Source organism: Halorhabdus rudnickae (genome assembly GCF_900880625.1).
In the GTDB taxonomy this organism is placed as follows: domain Archaea; phylum Halobacteriota; class Halobacteria; order Halobacteriales; family Haloarculaceae; genus Halorhabdus; species Halorhabdus rudnickae.
In genome coordinates this window covers 42,375-59,592 of the sequence record NZ_CAAHFB010000001.1, presented here as the reverse complement: position 1 = coordinate 59,592, position 17,218 = coordinate 42,375, and the positions used below count along the sequence as shown (strand labels likewise).

The 17,218-nt window shown below is 61.4% G+C and carries 17 protein-coding genes; 5 read left to right on the top strand and 12 right to left on the bottom strand.

Annotated features, from left to right (window positions below; all coding sequences use genetic code 11):
• Positions 1-100: 100 nt before the first annotated feature.
• From hmgB to BN2694_RS00260, 5 genes are all read right to left on the bottom strand, one after another.
• Positions 101-1,435, bottom strand: a complete 1,335-nt coding sequence (hmgB, locus tag BN2694_RS00280; RefSeq protein WP_135661533.1) for a hydroxymethylglutaryl-CoA synthase — start codon at positions 1,433-1,435, stop codon at positions 101-103.
• A gap of 201 nt (positions 1,436-1,636) precedes the next feature.
• Complete coding sequence (locus BN2694_RS00275; protein ID WP_135661532.1) at positions 1,637-2,578, bottom strand: LamG domain-containing protein; 942 nt, start codon at positions 2,576-2,578, stop codon at positions 1,637-1,639.
• On the bottom strand, positions 2,538-3,023 hold the full coding sequence (locus BN2694_RS00270) for a type IV pilin N-terminal domain-containing protein (RefSeq protein ID WP_135661531.1): 486 nt from the start codon (positions 3,021-3,023) through the stop codon (positions 2,538-2,540). The genes BN2694_RS00275 and BN2694_RS00270 overlap by 41 nt, the downstream gene beginning before the upstream one ends.
• Before the next feature lie 23 nt (positions 3,024-3,046).
• Complete coding sequence (locus tag BN2694_RS00265) at positions 3,047-5,095, bottom strand: Ig-like domain-containing protein (RefSeq protein WP_135661530.1); 2,049 nt, start codon at positions 5,093-5,095, stop codon at positions 3,047-3,049.
• A gap of 41 nt (positions 5,096-5,136) precedes the next feature.
• Positions 5,137-5,721 carry a DUF2150 family protein gene (locus BN2694_RS00260; protein ID WP_135661529.1) on the bottom strand — a complete coding sequence of 195 codons (585 nt, stop codon included), beginning with the start codon at positions 5,719-5,721 and terminating at the stop codon, positions 5,137-5,139.
• Positions 5,722-5,962: 241 nt separating this feature from the next.
• On the opposite strand from BN2694_RS00260, the gene BN2694_RS00255 reads away from it, so the two are divergent.
• Positions 5,963-6,367, top strand: coding sequence for a universal stress protein (locus BN2694_RS00255; protein ID WP_135661528.1), 405 nt, complete (start codon positions 5,963-5,965; stop codon positions 6,365-6,367).
• On the opposite strand, the gene BN2694_RS00250 is transcribed toward BN2694_RS00255, so the two are convergent.
• The gene (locus BN2694_RS00250) at positions 6,364-7,374 is read right to left on the bottom strand and encodes a mechanosensitive ion channel family protein (RefSeq protein WP_135661527.1); all 1,011 of its coding nucleotides are present in this window, start codon (positions 7,372-7,374) and stop codon (positions 6,364-6,366) included. The genes BN2694_RS00255 and BN2694_RS00250 overlap by 4 nt on opposite strands.
• Positions 7,375-7,556: 182 nt before the next feature.
• Between BN2694_RS00250 and BN2694_RS00245 the strand changes: the two genes are divergently transcribed.
• Complete coding sequence (locus BN2694_RS00245) at positions 7,557-8,012, top strand: type IV pilin (protein WP_135661526.1); 456 nt, start codon at positions 7,557-7,559, stop codon at positions 8,010-8,012.
• A 63-nt stretch (positions 8,013-8,075) separates the two neighbouring features.
• Here the strand turns inward: BN2694_RS00245 and BN2694_RS00240 are convergent, their stop codons facing one another.
• The 4 genes from BN2694_RS00240 to BN2694_RS00225 all read right to left on the bottom strand — a co-directional run bounded on the left by BN2694_RS00240 (position 8,076) and on the right by BN2694_RS00225 (position 13,115).
• A complete protein-coding gene (locus tag BN2694_RS00240) occupies positions 8,076-9,536 on the bottom strand; it encodes an RtcB family protein (RefSeq protein ID WP_135661525.1) in 1,461 nt (486 codons plus the stop codon).
• 66 nt (positions 9,537-9,602) lie between these two features.
• Positions 9,603-11,738 (bottom strand): catalase/peroxidase HPI, encoded by a 2,136-nt coding sequence (gene katG / locus BN2694_RS00235; RefSeq protein ID WP_135661524.1) that lies wholly within the window; start codon positions 11,736-11,738, stop codon positions 9,603-9,605.
• Positions 11,739-11,925: 187 nt separating this feature from the next.
• Positions 11,926-12,336 carry an archease gene (locus BN2694_RS00230; RefSeq protein WP_135661523.1) on the bottom strand — a complete coding sequence of 137 codons (411 nt, stop codon included), beginning with the start codon at positions 12,334-12,336 and terminating at the stop codon, positions 11,926-11,928.
• Complete coding sequence (locus tag BN2694_RS00225) at positions 12,333-13,115, bottom strand: DUF502 domain-containing protein (protein ID WP_135661522.1); 783 nt, start codon at positions 13,113-13,115, stop codon at positions 12,333-12,335. The genes BN2694_RS00230 and BN2694_RS00225 overlap by 4 nt, the downstream gene beginning before the upstream one ends.
• A 114-nt stretch (positions 13,116-13,229) precedes the next feature.
• Here BN2694_RS00225 and BN2694_RS00220 point away from each other — a divergent pair, with 114 nt between their 5' ends.
• Positions 13,230-13,715: a GNAT family N-acetyltransferase gene (locus tag BN2694_RS00220; protein ID WP_135661521.1), complete on the top strand. Its 486-nt coding sequence runs from the start codon at positions 13,230-13,232 to the stop codon at positions 13,713-13,715.
• Positions 13,716-13,778: 63 nt separating this feature from the next.
• On the opposite strand, the gene BN2694_RS00215 is transcribed toward BN2694_RS00220, so the two are convergent.
• The gene (locus tag BN2694_RS00215) at positions 13,779-14,210 is read right to left on the bottom strand and encodes a metal-dependent transcriptional regulator (RefSeq protein WP_135661520.1); all 432 of its coding nucleotides are present in this window, start codon (positions 14,208-14,210) and stop codon (positions 13,779-13,781) included.
• A gap of 46 nt (positions 14,211-14,256) precedes the next feature.
• Positions 14,257-14,736: a ferritin-like domain-containing protein gene (locus tag BN2694_RS00210; RefSeq protein ID WP_135661519.1), complete on the bottom strand. Its 480-nt coding sequence runs from the start codon at positions 14,734-14,736 to the stop codon at positions 14,257-14,259.
• 281 nt (positions 14,737-15,017) lie between these two features.
• Here BN2694_RS00210 and BN2694_RS00205 point away from each other — a divergent pair, with 281 nt between their 5' ends.
• A complete protein-coding gene (locus BN2694_RS00205) occupies positions 15,018-15,845 on the top strand; it encodes a hypothetical protein (protein WP_135661518.1) in 828 nt (275 codons plus the stop codon).
• 244 nt (positions 15,846-16,089) lie between these two features.
• Positions 16,090-17,166 carry a TrmB family transcriptional regulator gene (locus tag BN2694_RS00200; RefSeq protein WP_135661517.1) on the top strand — a complete coding sequence of 359 codons (1,077 nt, stop codon included), beginning with the start codon at positions 16,090-16,092 and terminating at the stop codon, positions 17,164-17,166.
• The last annotated feature ends 52 nt before the right edge of the window (positions 17,167-17,218 follow it).

Sequence of the window (17,218 nt, the reverse complement as noted above, 5' to 3'; positions counted from 1 at the left end):
GCGCGCACGATGGGCCAGGGCGACCACATCCCGGTCCCGCCGACGGGCCACGAGGACCCACAACAGTCACCGTTCGCAAATACGGCAGGATACAGCGTCGTTACTCGACGTAGGTGTACTTGCGTTCACCCATTCGGCCCCAGCCGTCGAAGACGAACTCCTCTTCGGGCGTGGTAAAGGGATCGACGTCGGTACTCTCGTCGTAGTTGTGGACGTCGTGGATCTGCTCGTACTCCTCGAAAGTCAGATCGTAGCGAGCGCGTAACTGGTCGTCGACGTTGAGCTGGGCGATCTCTTCTTCCCAGCCAGGCTGGACCGTTTCGACGTGGATCTCCGCCTGGGCACCGCTCCCGTACGAACAGACCAGCATCTTGCTCTCGTCTAGGTTACGGCCGTTGCTGCGAGCCTCCCGGAGCGCCGACGCCCGCGCGAGGTGGACCGATCCCGTATACCAGTTCCCGACGTACCGGGAGATGCCAAGCGTGGGTTCTACGGTCTGGTCGTACCAGTCCCGATAGCGGTCAGTCTCGGTCAAGGCATCGGTATACTCCGTGATGGCGTCACGGAAGGCCTCGTCGTCGTCGAACTCCTCGCGACGGGGTTGCATGCCGATCTCTTCGGCCAGTTCCTCTTCGACGTCTGTATCCCGAGAGATGTGCCGGAATCCGAGTGCGGCACCCTTTCGAACCATTCCCGGGAACGGGATGTGGAACGGAACGACGGCGAAGTCGTCGGGATGGAGGTCGCGCTGGAGTTCGACGTCCATCATCGCCTCGCGCATCCGGGCGAGATACACCTGCATCGAGCGTTTGCCGTCGACGCTGGGGAACTGCTGGTTGGGTTTGAGGAAGTCCGTCTCGTCTGCGCTGCCAAAGCCCTGCACGGGATCGACCGACACCAGGTTGGGGTCCTCGTCGATCAACATGGCGACCGCGCCCGCACCTTGCGTGGCCTCCCCGGAGTCGCCGCGTTCGTACAGCGCGGTGTCAGTTGCGATCACCAGGGCTGCACGCCCGCGGTTCTTCCCGGACGTGACCCAGTTGACCGCATCGTCGATCGCCTGGGTCCCCGCGACGCAGGCGAACTTCCGCTCACCCTTGTTCGCGTGATGGAAGTCTCCTTCGTAGACATCTTCGAGGCAGCCGGCGATGTACGTCGAAGCCGGCTTCGAGTGATCGAACGCGCTCTCGGTGGCCACGTCGATCCGCCCGATATCGTCTGGTTCCAGGCCCTTGCGGTCCATCAGGCGCTTGGCTGCGTTTGCGCCCATTGTGACAATGTCCTCGTAGGCGTCGGGGAACGAACTGGTGTGGAGCCCGAGGCCCTTGGTGTATTTCGCGGGATCTTCGCCTTTCTCTGGCGCGAAGGTCTCCGCGAGGTCGAGTTTGAGATTGCCGGTGCGGATCTCGACGGCGTCGATGCCGGCTGTAGTCATAATACGTGCACAGGGACGGCGAAGTGACTTATGTTTTTGTCGATTAGTATTTCGACGACTGTCGAATTCCAGGCACTCTGTTACTCGGACGCGATCGTCGCCTCATGGAAGGACGGGGTTGTCGTGGTCGAACTCGTGGCTAGCTCGACCCGGAGTCGGTAGTTCCGGCTAGCGTTGGTGAGTCCGGAAACGTCGTAGGAGTCACGTCCGTCGAGAGTGATCTCGTTGCTTTGGGAGAACGTACCGTCGCCCTCGGGATCGGATTCGACGTACAGAGAGATACCAGTCCCGGACGGAAGAGTAGCGTTGACGTCTTCGAGAGAGCGTCGAGGGGTCGACCGGTTCCGGGAACCGTTTCTCGGTCGTCCTCAAGGCACCCGCCTGGCTGGACTGATAGAGGCTCTGCACGGCGGACGCTGACAGCACTCGATCGTACACTTGGAACTCGTCGATCTGGCCGTCGAAGTACTCGGGAGTCCCTGCCGTGTCTTCGATCCGTCCGATGCTATCGAAGGTCGTCGTAATCTCGCCGATCCGCGAAGTGACAGTATCCTCGCGGGTGCCGTCGACGTACACTGCCACCTCGCCGCTGTCGGCGTCACGGGTCAAAACGACGTGGTGCCAGGTGCCGTCGGCGACGTCTGTCGAACTCATCGCCCCCGGATTGACGCCGGCCTGAACGCCGATGAATCCGCTTGCGTCGATCCACCCCCAGAAGATGTCGTTACCGTCCCCGTTGCTCTCGACGCCGGTGATCCCTGGCGCCTGCCACATCGTGTCGTCGCCGCTTTGGGTGGACTTGAGCCAGAACGAGAGGCTCGCAGTGTTCCGTAACGCCGAGACATCAGTCGCCCCCGAGATGTAATCGTCCGTCCCGTCGAACGCGTAACTCGTGGTTCCAAGAACGCCTGTTCGACCCGTGGTTGCACCCTGAACCGTGCCGTCCTGAGAGCCGACTACGTCTTGCGCCGTCAAGCCCCCTTCTTCGTCCAGTGGCCAGTAGGCGAGCATTCCCGTCTCGACGGCCCGATACCCGAGTTCGATCCGGTCGGCGCTGTGATTACCGAAATCGGCATGAACGACGCCGTCCCAGTCGGCGGCGCTAGCCCAGGTCAGTATTCGAGAGTGCTCTCTCCGGGACATCCAACACCCGGTCGTAAAGGATGGTATTCGACGGATTGTGAACGACGAGAACGCGTAGCGTTCCGTTGGCCCTGTGGCTGTAGTTGAGTTGGCCTCCCGGAGCGAACATGCCGTCTCGGTCACCCCCGCCGAATTCGTCCAGTGCGAGTCGTCGTTGAGCCCCGTCGCGGAGAACGACAGAGACCTCCCTGGGGTCCAGTGTCGAACCGCCGTGATGACTGAGGGTGAGTTCTGAAGCGTCGACCTCGGCCCGGAGATTTGTTACTGGTTTGTCCCCCGTATCAACTGTACCCAAGATGGTGGCTCCGACGAGAACCGTGAGCGTGACGACGACTGCCGTAAAGAGGATGACACCGATTACCTCTGATTGGGCACGGCAATTCGACTCGTGCGGGCGGATCTCGGTTCCGATGGCGTGTGCAATCAATCGTCTCTGAGAGGTCATCAATCAGAGGTCTACCTGCTGTTTCACTGAACGTTCACGCGGATCGGTTTGGTATATGCGTTTCCGTCTGCCGTCTCGTAAAAGACAGTGAGCGTGAACGCTCGATCCGACATATCTACTTGGTTGTCGCCACTGTTTTTGAACTCATAGAGATACACCCGAAACTCCCCGCCACTCGACACGACAGCGTCCTGGCTGTCAGTGCTTAGATCGAACTGTGCCGGCAACGAAGTCCCGCCACCGACATCGACCCAGCCGTCAATTTGATCGGTTTCGATGTATACCTCCGTCGTTCGTGGCTGGTCGTTCGGGAGCTCATCGTCACTCAAACGTCCGATTGGGCCCGTTGTCTCGTTTATTTTGACGTCAGTGATAATCACGTCTTGATTGTAGTCATTCTGAATGGTAAGTTCGACACCGCCAGGTGTGCCACCGAAATCCGGTCCGTCAACCGCCACAGCATCGTTATTGTAGACCAGACCTATGAATTCATTTACGACTTCAAGAGTCAATCGATCACCACTCGAACCACTTGACGCGTATACATTGACGAACCCATTAGCGAGGGCAGTCACGCCTGTCGAGTTTTCGCCGACGGAATCGGTCAGTCCAGTCGTTCGGGACAGTGTGAGGACGGATGTGTCGTTGAGCGCATATTCGACGGATGCTTGCTGTGCAATTGGTGACGTACCCATCGTCAGAGATGCCGTCGATTGTTGGCTTGGGTCGAAAGTACAGACGCTGTCAACCCCGTCCGGGCAATTTATCGCGGACTGTCCTGATGGATCAGTCCACTCGACGGTGTAGGCATCGCTGCCTCCGTCACCGCCACCACCAATCCCGCTGCCGTCCGTATTCTGGACGGAAACACTCACAGACACGTTTTCCGGAGTTCTCGGGTCAATGGAAGCTTCGATGGTATCTGACAGAGTGAAATGGATTTGGACACTTCGCTGTGAATTGCCATCAATATCAGCAGAGTTGTACGTGAACCGTGCCCGACCATCGTCGTCAGTACGGACAGTGGGAGTGACGAGGGAACCGCTCTGTCCTGATTCGATAGTCGCTCTGACGGGAACGCCAGAAACAGGATTGTTGTATCGGTCCCGAGCTTCAACGACAATCGGAACGTCCCCTTCTTCAGAAACAACAGCGCCGTCACCAGCGACATCAGTAATGTACGTCTCCGATTCTGTGGTCGCTCCCGTCCCGACAGCCGATTTCGCCATCCTGAGTTCGTAGGTTTCGTTCCGCTCGAGTTCAATCGTAACGTGATCAAACCGATCAGAGACCGACGTTCCGTCTACCGCGACGACGTGGCCGCCGCTCGCGTTGTGCCACTGCCCCTCCTCGACCAACAACGACCGCCAGTCGCCAGCGCTCCGGTGGGATCGAAACGTGATACTCACGTTTTCACCCGACTCGTTCGTAATCGGCACATCGGTTGTCGAAGCACTGATCGGTTTGATGTCGACAGTGAGAGACCGACTCGAACTCCGATCGAGAACACCGTCGAGCGCGACGAACGTGAGCGTTCGACCATCGACAAGCGTCTGTCCAGACACCCAGAAGTTCGTGTCCGGAAGTTGGCTAGACAGCGTGGTGCTGTCGTAGACAAGTGTCGGGGCGTTCTGGAACTGGTTGTAATCAGGTTCATAGACGACCCCACCCGTACCGCGGGTTCGGTTCGTCCCGTTCCAGTAGTCGGCCGTCTCCTCGTCGAGCGCTCTCGCGTTAGCGATCGTGAAATTGACCGCCGGATCGGCAGTCCCGACTGTTCGCAACTGCCCACTGGCTGGTGGCGGATTCAGTGCGACCGCCCGTGCCGGATAATTCGTTCCCATCGAGACGCGAACGGACCGACCATTCCCTGTCTTCGGTACGTTGACGATCCCGTCCCGGAGATCCTGCAGCTGTCCTTCGACGGTCTGGAGGTGATTCGATTCGACCTGCGCGTTCTGGTTAGGTACGACGAACGCCTGATACAGCGAGAAGGCAATCACCAGAACGGCGAACAACAGCACGGCACCGATCTGGATCGCTTGCCCACGATCGTCGTCCCGGAACGCCATTGAGATTACTTACGACGGTGTCGGTAAAAGGTTGCGGGAGATCAAGCGTCGTCGTCCTCTTCGACGACTTCGGGGTCGCTCAATGCCGTCTGGAGACTGTCGAGGCCGTTGACCCACTCGGCGACGAGCCCGAACTCCAGATCGTCGACGACATCCATCGACAACTCCTCCTCGTCGGCGAAGATGCGCGTACCGGCCTGGGCACAGTAGCCCAGTGCCGCGTCCACATCGTCGCCTTCTTCGGCGTCGCTCGCGGCCCCGATCAGATCGGCGATCGGCGCCTCGGCGACCTCGCCGGCAACGTACTCCTCGGCGGCGTAAAAGACACAGACGAGTGACGTCTGGACGCCGTCGACGACCATCAGCTTCTCCTCATCGTCCATCTCGACCTCCGCCAAGACGATTTCCCGGACCTTTGCCAGTTCCTCCAGAGTCTCCTCCTCCTCGAGTTCACCGTCCTGGTAGTCAGTGACGATCTTCGCGACCGCGATCGCGGCGTCGTCCTGCAGGTTCAGAAGCAGGCGTGCCGAGTCTTCGTCTTCCGGATCGATATCCTCCTCGTCGATCCGCTCGATCCAATTTTGCCACCGTTCGTCCGTGTAGTACTCCCCCGGTGGGGCGCTCATACAGTCCCGTTCGTGCGTCGGGGGTTATGGCTTTCGCTACCGATCACGTCCCGCCCATGCGCCGAAAAGCGGAATATCGCCACGCTCGACCCCCCATAGATCAGGTCACCGCGACAACAGTCGAGACCTCGTGAGTCCGATCTCCTCAAAGCCACTCGGACAGCGACCCGGTCCCGATAGCAAACCGGGACAGCGAGCCAAAGCGAAACGTTCAGGCGAGGGGACAGTGTATCGGGCGTCAATGCCGAAAGTCGTCGTGCCGGTCAGATATCCGCTCTCGGACCATTCGCGGGCGACACTATCTCGTGCCATCGAGGTGGCCGAGGAGGGGGACGCCGATCTGACGGTGTTGCACGTCAATCTCTTTCACGAGAACGGACACGTGACGCGCTCGGAACTCAAGTCTGCCGTCGAGGAGTCCTTCGGTCGGCTCTCGCGGACACGCTACGTGGTCCGGACAGGACTGCTCGTCGAGGAGACGATCCTCGAGGAAGTCGCGGCCGAGAGCGCCGACGCCGTGGTGATCGGCGAGAAACAGGTCAGTCGATGGCGGGAAATGGTTCGCCGGCTGGTCGACGATCCCGACATCGCTACCTTCCTTGACGACGAACTCGACTGTAAGGTCGTGACCGCCTCGCTCGATTAGGACGGCGGTTCCGGGCTCGCGTCTCCGTCGGTCTCTGCCGGTCGATCGGCAGGTGACGTCCCGGACGCTTCCTGTCGGACCCGTAACTCGCCGCTCGTGTCGTCGAACAGCAGGTGAGAGTGGGGATAGGCGATCTCGACGTCGATGTCCGCGATCGCCTCGCGAATTGCCGTCTGGACGCGCGAACGCGTCGCCAGCAACTTGTATGGCTCCTCGATCCAGTACCGCAAGACCAGTCGAACGCCGTGATCGCCGAACTCGTCGATGTAACAGGTCGGGCCGGCGGGATAGCGGGCGGCCCCGACCCGGATGTTCGGGCCGCCCTCGATGACACCGTCGACTCGGCGCGCGGCACCTTCGATGCAGTCGCGGGCCGCCGACACGTCGCTCTCGTAAGTCACGACGACCGGGATCGAACGGCGCGTCCGCGGGTCTTCGGCCGAGTAATTGATGACGTCCCGCTCGCGAATCGTTCCGTTCGGGATTACGAGGAACGTATTGTCGAGCGTGAATATCTTCGTATAACGCAACGTGATGTCCTCGACGAACCCACGCTGGTCACGGTCGGCGAGTTCAACCATGTCACCGATCTCGTAGGGCTGGTCGGCCAGCAGAAATACACCACTGACCACGCTGCTGACGATCGGTGCGAGGATGACACCTAACACGGCCGTCAGGACCGTTACTTGCAGGGTAATGTCCCCAAGACTGAACCCGAATATCCGGAGGATCGTCAGCAATGCGAACCCGAAGACGCCAACGCGAATCCCGCGAATGGACAACCGCGTCAGGCTCGGTCGCCGGAAGCTGCGGGCAATCCGGCGACTGAACAGCCGAACCAGCAAACGAGAGACACTCCAGGCGACGAGCACAACCACACCCACAGCGAGGAGGTCCAGCGACCAATCGGGAACGGTAAAGGGGAGCCATTCGTTCGCCCGAGACAGATCAACGCCGGTGTCAGTCGTCTTCTGCAGGAAAAACCAGGTGGAACCCGCCGACTGCATGCGTCAACCGACAGCACCGCCACGCAAAAGGATTGTGACGTGAGGTACGGGGCCCTCTCAATAACGCCCTGACGCGACGGGTACGCTCACATGCTCGGGTGACGATCAGAGCTGCTGGGCCGTAGAGAGAAGCCGCGAGGGGGCAGTGGTTTTATCGCTCGGGAGAGAATATCACGTCGTGCATGAACGGGTCCCGGAGCCGTACAGCGAGTGACGATCGCGGTGTCTCGGAGCTGATGGCCGTGGTGACGCTCGTCGGGCTTGCGGTCCTGCTCGTTCTGGGGATCGGGATCAACGTGTTCCTGTTCGCACCCGACAATGGGGGCGAACCCGAGGCGGAATTCACGTTTCGTCACATCGAGCAGACGAGCGCTCTCATCATCACGCACGAGGACGGCGATTCGATCCCGTCGACGGACCTCTACGTCGAAGGCGAAGACGCGAGTGCGAGTTGGACCGCCCTGGCAGGCTGGGAAGAACCGCGGCCAGTCGAGCCGGGCGATGTCGTCCAGGCCGGCGGAAGTGGTGCGTACGGAACGCGGGTTGGCCCGAACGACCGGGTCAGCGTCGTCTGGCGAAACGAAAGCGTCAACGGCTCGGCGACGCTCGCACAGTGGAACGGCGGTACCGGGCCTTGATCAGTCGCCGCTCGGACGGTCCCAGTCGTGGTAACGCATCTCGACCCGCCACACTATGCAGTCTCAGCCCTTGATGTTGCAGACCGGGAACGTCCGAGCAACGCGATCACCGATCCCGAGTTCGTCCGAGACGCGAACGACCTCGTCGACGTCCTTGTAGACGCCGGGGGCCTCCTCGGCGACGGTCGCACCGCTCTGGGCCTTGACGTAGATCTGCTGGGTCTCCCGGAGGTCGTCCTGGACGTCCTCTCCCCAGTAGGTGTTCTTCGCTTCCGTTCGGGACATGAGACGACCTGCCCCGTGGGCCGTCGAGCCGAAGGTTTCCGCCATCGAGTGTTCGCCGCCACGAAGGATGTAACTTCCCGAACCCATACTCCCTGGGATGATGACTGGCTGGCCGACGTCGCGATAGGCTGCCGGAATCTCGGGGTGTCCGGCCGGGAACGCCCGGGTCGCCCCCTTGCGGTGGACGAAGAGTTCGCGCTCTTCTCCCTCAATATCGTGGATCTCTTTCTTGGCGATGTTGTGGGCAACGTCGTACAGTAACTCCATCCCCATGTCTCGCCAGTCCCGATCGAAGACATCGGCAAAGACCTCCCGCGTCCGATGCATGATAAGCTGGCGGTTGACCCACGCAAAGTTGATCGCCGCGTTCATCGCCGCGTAGTACTCCTCGGCCAGGTGGCTACCCGCCGGTGCCGCGGCGAGTTCCTTGTCGGGCAACTGCTCCAGCAAGCCCTGGTGGGTCTGCTCGATGTCCCGCAGGTAGTCCGTACAGACCTGGTGGCCCAGACCGCGTGAGCCACAGTGGATCAGGACCACGATCTGGTCTGCCTCGAGGCCGAAGCTCTCGGCGACGTCCTCCCGATAGATGTCCGTGACGCGCTGGACCTCGAGAAAGTGGTTCCCGCTACCGAGACTTCCCAGCTGCTGGCGACCCCGGTCTTTGGCCTTCTTCGAGACCGCGTCGGCGTCGGCACCCGGGCGAACGCCCTCGTCTTCGCAGTGGCGGCGGTCGTCCTCGACGGCATAGCCCTCCTCTAGGGCCCAGTCCACACCGCGTTCCAGTACCTCCTCCAGGGTGTCGACGCCAGTCTGGACGATGCCACCGCCGCCCAGACCACTCGGGATCGCCTCGAACAGCGCCTCGACGAGCTCCGCCTGGCGGCCCTGGACGTCGCTGTAGGTGAGGTTCGTTTTCAACATCCTTACGCCGCAATTAATATCGTAACCAACCGCTCCAGGCGATATAACGCCGGTTTCGGCGTCGATTCCCGCGACGCCGCCGACGGGGAAGCCATAGCCCTGGTGGGCGTCCGGCATCGCGATGGCGTACTTTTGGATTCCGGGGAGGTGAGTGGTGTTCTTGAGCTGTTGGAGTGAGAGGTCGTCACTGATCTCGTCTAGGAGTTCTTCGCTGGCGAGAACGCGGGCTGGAACACGCATCTCGTCCTCCTTGGGGATCTCCCAGACGTACTCTCGGACCTTCTCCAGAGTGAAATCACCGGCATCGTAGGTTGTCATACGCGGTGCTACGGCCCGTGGTACAAAGTAAGGTTCGAACAGTCGATAGCGGCGACGAGTGAGTGGTTACTTCAGGTCGAAGCGATCGTGCTGCATGACCTTGCTCCAGGCGTCGACGAAGTCGGAAACGAATTTCTCCTCGCCGTCCTCAGCACCGTAGACCTGCGAGACGGCGCGAAGGCGGGCGTTCGACCCGAAGATGAGATCTACACGCGAGCCAGTCCACTCGACGTCGCCCGTCTCGCGGTCGCGGATCTCGTAGACGTGCTCGTCGTCAGTGTTCTCCCACTCGTAGCTCATGTCCAAGACGTTCACGAAGAAGTCATTCGTCAGCGTCCCCGGCTCTTCGGTGAAGATGCCCGTCTCAGTGTCACCGTAGGTCGCACCCAGTTGGCGCATGCCACCGACGAGAACCGTCATCTCCGGGATGGTCAGGTTCAGCAACTCGGCCTTGTCGAGGAGAATCTCCTCGGGCTTGCGGTCGGCCTCCTCACCGACGTAGTTGCGGAAGCCGTCGGCCGCAGGCTTTAGAGCCTGGAAGGACTCGACGTCGGTCTGGTCGGCCGTCGCGTCAGTCCGGCCTGGTTCGAAGGGCACCGTCACGTCGTAGCCGGCGTCGGCAGCCGCCTGCTCGATTGCGGCGTTGCCGCCCAGCACGATCAGATCAGCCAGGGAGACGCCCACGTCGTCGGATCGGGAGTCGTTAAACTCGGCCTGAATCGACTCATAGACCGAGAGCACCGTCTCCAGTTCCTCGGGCTCGTTGACGTCCCAGCTCTTCTGGGGTTCCAGCCGAATGCGAGCGCCGTTCGCGCCGCCACGCTTATCACTGTCTCGATAAGTCGAGGCTGACGCCCAGGCGGTCTTGACCAACTGGGTACGGGAAAGCTCCGAATTAAGTACAATTTCCTTGAGTTCGTCGACCTCGCTCTCACCGATCAGGTCGTAATCAGCGTCCGGCAGCGGATCCTGCCAGATCATCACCTCGTCGGGGACCTCCGGGCCGAGGAAGCGCTCGGGCGGTCCCATATCGCGGTGGATCAGCTTGTACCACGCCTTCGCGAAGTTGATGCCGAACTCCATGGGATTGTCCTGGAAACGTTCGAGAATTTCCCGGTAGTCCGGATCGCGTTTCAAGGCGATATCCGTCGTAAGCATCATCACGTCTTCTTTCTCTTCGGGATCTTCGACGCCAGGTGCGGCCTCGTCCAGCTCGCCGTTCTGAGTGGTCCACTGCCACGCCCCGCCGGGACCCTTTTCGGGCCACCACTGGTGCTCTAAGAGACCGTCGATGTACCCCATGTCCCACTCGGTCGGCGTGGTGTTCCAGGGTCCTTCGATCCCGCTGGTGATCGTATCCTTTCCTTTGCCCGAGCCATACTCGTTGTCCCAGCCCAGGCCCTGCTGTTCGATTGGAGCCTCTGCGGGTTCGGGACCGAGGTGATCGCCGTCGTCGGCTCCGTGAACTTTCCCGAAGGTGTGTCCACCGGCGATCAGCGCAACGGTCTCCTCGTCGTTCATCGCCATGCGACTGAACGACTCTCGGATGTTTTCCGCCGAGGCCTCAGGGGCCGGTTCGCCGTCCGGGCCCTCCGGGTTCACGTAGATGAGTCCCATGACGGTGGCGCCGAGCGGATTCTGGAGCTCTCCGTCCTCGTCGAAGCGCTCGGATGTCTCCATCTCCATCTCCGGTCCCCAGTCGATGGCCTCGTCGGGAGCGAAGTCGTCTTCGCGTCCGCCGGCGAAACCGAACGTCTTGAATCCCATCGTCTCCATGGCCACGTTGCCAGCCAAGACGATCAGGTCAGCCCAGGAGAGTTTTCGACCGTACTTCTGCTTGATTGGCCAGAGGAGACGCCGTGCCTTGTCGAGGTTCGCGTTATCGGGCCAGCTATCAAGCGGCGGGAATCGCTGGGTGCCGCCGGCGGCCCCACCCCGACCGTCCGTGGTGCGGTACGTGCCTGCGCTGTGCCAGGCCATCCGGATGAACAGCGGGCCGTAGTGACCGTAGTCCGCGGGCCACCAGTCTTTCGAGTCGGCCATCAGCTCTTCGAGATCGGCCTTCACGGCATCGAGGTCGAGTTTCTGAAACTCTTCAGCGTAATTGAAATCGTCCTCATAGGGACTATCGTCACGGGCGTTCTGGTCGAGAATACCGAGATCCAACTGGTTCGGCCACCAGTGTTGGTTGCGTTCGCGCATCATCAGATGGACGGGCCTACAACACATCAATTTTTGCTTTGGGGAAATTGCCTTCGTTACGGAACAAAAAATACATGCAGATTGATCAACTCCTGTTACTGATGAATACACTGCGTATCAAAGCGTCGTAGCAGTCCCCATCCGCTCGCGTCAGAAGACGGAGCCAGACCGGACAAGAGAAAGCGGCTCAAACATCGAGGACGACGTAGGCCCGCCATCCGTCGGCAGTTTCCTCCAGAACCATCTCGGAGTAGGTGACTGCCTTCACTTCGCGGGCGGCGATCCGATCCAGCGGAACGCCCCGGGCACTCCCCTCGACAGTCCATGCATCGTCGGATCGGGCGACACTCGCCCGATTGTCGACGGGCAAGACAGCCCGCACGTCACGCTGGTAGATGAGCTCGTCCAGATAGTCAAACAGGAGCGACTCTCGGCTCTCAGCCGTGACAGTGAGATCGAACCGATCGCCGTCGGAGGGAACGTCTTCACACATCGCCGCGGCCATGCCGTCGGCCGTCGCGGCGAACACCGCGCTGAGAGATGCCCCCGTTGCCTCGACGGCCACGTCTGCCGTGTGCTCCCGGAGGTCGAAGTTCACGGATCGCCACCGTCCTTGTCCGTGCTCTCCGCACGACGCTTGCCAGTCGTCGGGCGCTCGACAGACGGATCACCGGAGTCGACAAGTACGTCCCCGGCCGCCCCGTCGTTCGCGTCCTCGCCAACCGAAACGCCGCTGGTCATGATCGACTTGATCCCCTCCTCGACGCTCATGTCGACGTCGACGCAGCGATCGGTCGGGACGTAGATGACGTACCCACCCATCACCGGGTTCGGGGACATCGGGACGTAGAGCGCCAACATGTCCTCGTTGCCAGTCGGGCGCTCTATTTTCTCGGCCGCCTCGGAAGTGACAAATCCGATGGCATAGGAGTTCGACGTCGGGAACTCCACCAGTTTCACCTCCTGGAAACTCTCGGTATCGGCGTCCATCACCATCTCGCTCATCTCGTCGAAGGTTCGGTAGACGCTCCCGATGCCGGGGATGTTTCCCATGGCCTGGTCGAAGCGATCTTCGAGATGGCCGTCACTGGGGCGACTCTCTGCGGCGAACCCGACCACTATGATCGCCAGAAAGACGAGCACGACGGCCAACATCTCGAGAACGATCTGTGGGACCCCGCTATCAGCGCCGAGAATCCTCTCGAAGATCTCGACCAACGGATCAAGCGATCCGAAGACGAACCCGGCGACGAGACTGACGACCAGCAGCGTGATCAACAGGGGGACCGTGATGGCGAGACCTGTGAACAACGACTGTCTGAGACGCTCGCGCACCCCTGTGGCGTGGGACCGCGAACGGTCGGTGAGCGACGGCATACTACAGTTGTCCGCTGGCACGGCCGAAAGCGTTACGGGACAAACAGGTCGACCGCCCGGCAAACCCCGCGTCAGGCGGTGGAATTATAGGGAACAACCCCCTATGATCCGGCAGTGAGCGTCACCGTCGAGGCGACACAGGTCGAACGTGGCGACGACGAACACGTCGACGCCGCGTGGGACCTCAAGGAACGCATCCGCGAGCAAGAGGGGATGCTACGGCAGCGTCGTCGGTTCTTCGAGAACGCCTACCGACGGTCGACAGTATATCTCTATCACGACCGAGGCCGGCAGTCGACGCTGATCGGGTTCGCAGCCGTTCGTCGCGACGGGTACATGCTCTTTCTGGCCGTCGCCCCGGAGTACCGCGGCGAGGGGTTCGGTAAGCGTCTCGTTGCACGAGTTCTGACGGACTACGACGGCGTCTCCTGTCACGCCCGGACGACCAACCGGCCGGCGATGCAGTTCTACCAGCACGTGGGTTTCGAGATCGTCCGGCGGGTCGACGCCTATTACGAAGACGGCGGCGACGCCTACTATCTCACGCTCGGCGATGACGAGGGTATCATCGATCGGTTGCAGAATCTGATTTCGCGGTAGACCCTCTTGTGGGTTCCCCAGTTCGTCCACACTCCGGACAGAGGCTCCGACGATAGTCCGGGATTAGTCCGATGCCTCGAGGCCGCCTGTGAGACGTTCACACACGTCGTTTTCGGCGTCGAAACAGTCCGGACACTGCGATTCGCGTTCGACGATCGTGTCGAGTCGCTCGGCGACCGTCTCGTCGATGACGCTCTCGAGTTGCCGGGCTTCGGTGCGGAACTCTTCGACTTCGAGGACCTGCAGGAGAAACCGTTCGATGATGCAATACGTCCGCAGAGCGTCTCTGGCTTGCCTGATCCCCTCGTCAGTGAGAGTAACACCCTTGTACTTTTCGTGATCGGCGAGACCGCGTTCCTCGAGTTTGCCGACCATCTCGTTTGCACTGGCTGGACTGACGCCGAGTCGGTCAGCGATCCGCCCCGTCGAGGCGGGGTCGTCGGTTTGTTGCTGGACTAAGTAGATCGCCTTGAGGTACTGATCGGCCGTGTTCACTGTCCGACCCTCCCGATACAGACGACGGTCGGAGAGATCTGTCGAGTCACGACTGGGCCTCCATGAGGTCGGTGACGGATTCGACGCCCGCCGCCTCCGCGTCGCGCAACTCCAGCACGATCGATCGGAGACGATCGCCGTCGACGCTGAACGTCGCGTCGGTGGTTTCCAGCGCCTCGAGCAGGTCGTCGAAGAACTTGTAGGCCGTCTCGGCGTTGCACAGTTGGTCGTAGATGATGTCGTCGAAGTCCTGGTCGGCCTGATACTGGGCCTCGACCAGCGGTTCGATGTCTTCATAGGCGACGCTTTCGGCCTCGATATCCTCGATGACCGACTCGAGTCGTCGTCGATGCGTCCTGGCCTGCTGGATTGCGTCCTCGAGCAGCGCGTCGAGCGCCGGGTCGAGTTGCTCGTCCGTCTGGCGGTGCTTGCTCGCCCGCGCCTCGACAACTTCCTCGAGGACGACCCCGATCTGCAGGAGCCGAGCCAGCTGGTGAAGCGAGCCGATCGGCTCGCGAACGCTCACGGCTCGGGCCTCCGCTGTCTCGTCGCGACCGTATGCATAGCGAATTGTCGGTGTGGCGTCCCCTTAAACTCGTTCCCGTCGCGATCGTCGCACTCGAGCGATCGCCCCGGGGCCATATCGAGGTCTGGGATCGTACCGCCCGCTGATCGATTACCTGGACGCAGTTCGAGGGGCGGCCCGATCGTCACGCGGTTTGCTATACCTACATCGCTACAGCGACGGACCGTCGTCGCACCCACAGTCCACAGCAGTCATTACCGTTCGTCACGAACGCGTCTGGTATGACTCTCCTCGAGTGGCTCAGGGAACCGGCCTACACCGGCGAGAACAGATGTTGGCCCTGTACCGTTGTGAATGCCGTCCTGGTCGGCGCAGTCGCTGTGTGGTTGCACCGGCGCGAGCGGTCGCTCGCCGGTCTCGCCGCCGCGGCGATCGGCGCAGGGCTGGTCTACGTCCGCGGCTATCTGGTTCCGTACACGCCAACGTTTGCCCCGCGACTCGTCGCTGTCGCGCCGATTCCGGCGTCGCTGTTCGGTCACGAGCCCGACCAGTACGAGCCGGCGATCGACGAGTCCGCGTCGCTCGGAGACATCGCTGACTACGACGGCGAAGCCATGCTCGAAGAACTCGTCGCGGCCGACGTCGTCACGGCGGACGAGGAGACCGTCGAGCTTACCGACGCCATCGACTCCGGTTGGCACGAGGAGATGGACCGACTCGCCGCGCTGTCGACCGACGGCCTCGCGACCGAGATCGAACGAACGATCCCACACGTCGACAACGCCGAGCCGCTCGAGGTAGACGGCGAAACGTGGTTCGTGCTGGGGGACAACGACGCGTTTCTCTCCCAGCTGGTCGCGATCGCCGAACTGGCTGGCTACCGTGCGCTGGAACCTTCTCTTGAGGACCCACTTCGGCTGGCGGGGGCCCGGACGCTCCGGATGTTCCTCGACACTTGTCCCGTCTGTGGCGCCGAGATCGTCCCGTCGACGGAAGCCAACTGCTGTGGAGCCTACGCGGACCCCCGCGACCCGCCGAAAGACATCCTCGTCTGCCCGGACTGCGAACAGCGAGCGTTCGAGTTCCCTGCCGAAGACGACGCCGTCTGATCGAGCGAACGGCGTCGATCATCAGCGACGAGTACCGCCTGTCGCTCACCGCGGTGACTCGATCTCGGAAAGATTTTTTACAATGTGGGTTGTAAAATCGACGTTAGAAGTACGCGACGGTCACCGGCTACTGCCGTTCGAACCCGCCGCTTCGTCGATCTGGCGCACCGGTGACACGGACGACCCGCGATCGTAACGGCAACAAGCGCGTCTCCACAATCACCCAACGATCGGAACAACGACGATGGACGAAACAGAACTCACGACGGTACTCGAGGACGCGGGACTGTCCCCTTATCAGGCGAGCGCATACGTCGAGGTACTCAAGCTCGGCTCGGCCTCGGCTACGACAATCGCCAAAGAGAGCGACGTCCCCGATCCGCGGATCTACGACGTTCTTCGAGATCTGGAGGAATACGGCTACGTCGAGACCTACGAACAGGACAGCCTCCGGGCCAGAGCCTACAGTACAGAGTCCGTGCTGGAGGATCTCCGCGATCGGGCGAGCAATTTCAAGACCGCCGCCGAGGAGATCGAGCAGCTGTGGGAGGCCCCGACGATGGAGACCCACACCGTGAACTTCGTCAAGCGGATCGACACAGTGCTCGATCGGGCAGCGGCGATTATCCGCGAGGCGACCGATCAGATCCAGCTGGCAGTCAATCTCGACCAGTACAAGCGACTTCGGCCGGCGATCAAGGCGGCCCACGACAACGGAGTCCACGTCCGGATGGGGATCTACATCGACGAGGAGAACGGGGAACAGCTCCCCGACAAGTCCGAGCTAAAACGCGTCGCGACAGAGGTCGGCTACCGGACAGTGCCGATGGCATTCATCGCGCTCGTCGATCGGACGACGACCTGCTTCGCCCCACACGAACTCTCGATGAATCGCTACGGCATCATCGTCGAGGATCGCACTCACGCCTACATCTTCCACTGGTTCTTCCTTGCCGGCCTCTGGGTGTCGAACCTGGAGCAGTTCGAAACGGACGACGGGACACCGCCGACGACCTACATCAACGTTCGCGAGTGCATCCGCGACATCGCTTCGCACCTTTCCGACGGGGCGACGATCACGGCGACGGTCGACGCCGCCGCCGTCGACACCGGCGCGTCGGTAACGCTCGAGGGCCGGATCGTCGACGTATACTACACCGGCCTCGAGGGACTCGCTGAGGACTCTCCGTTACTGTATCGAGGTGGACAAGCGACGCTCGTCCTGGACAACGGCGATCGCGAGATCGAGATCGGTGGCTGGGGTGCCGTCATCGAGGATTACGAGGCCACCAGGATCGTCGTCGAATCGATCGACTACTGACGGCTCGGGACTGTCTTCGCCGCGTACTCGTCGGTTTTATGCCGTCGCTCGC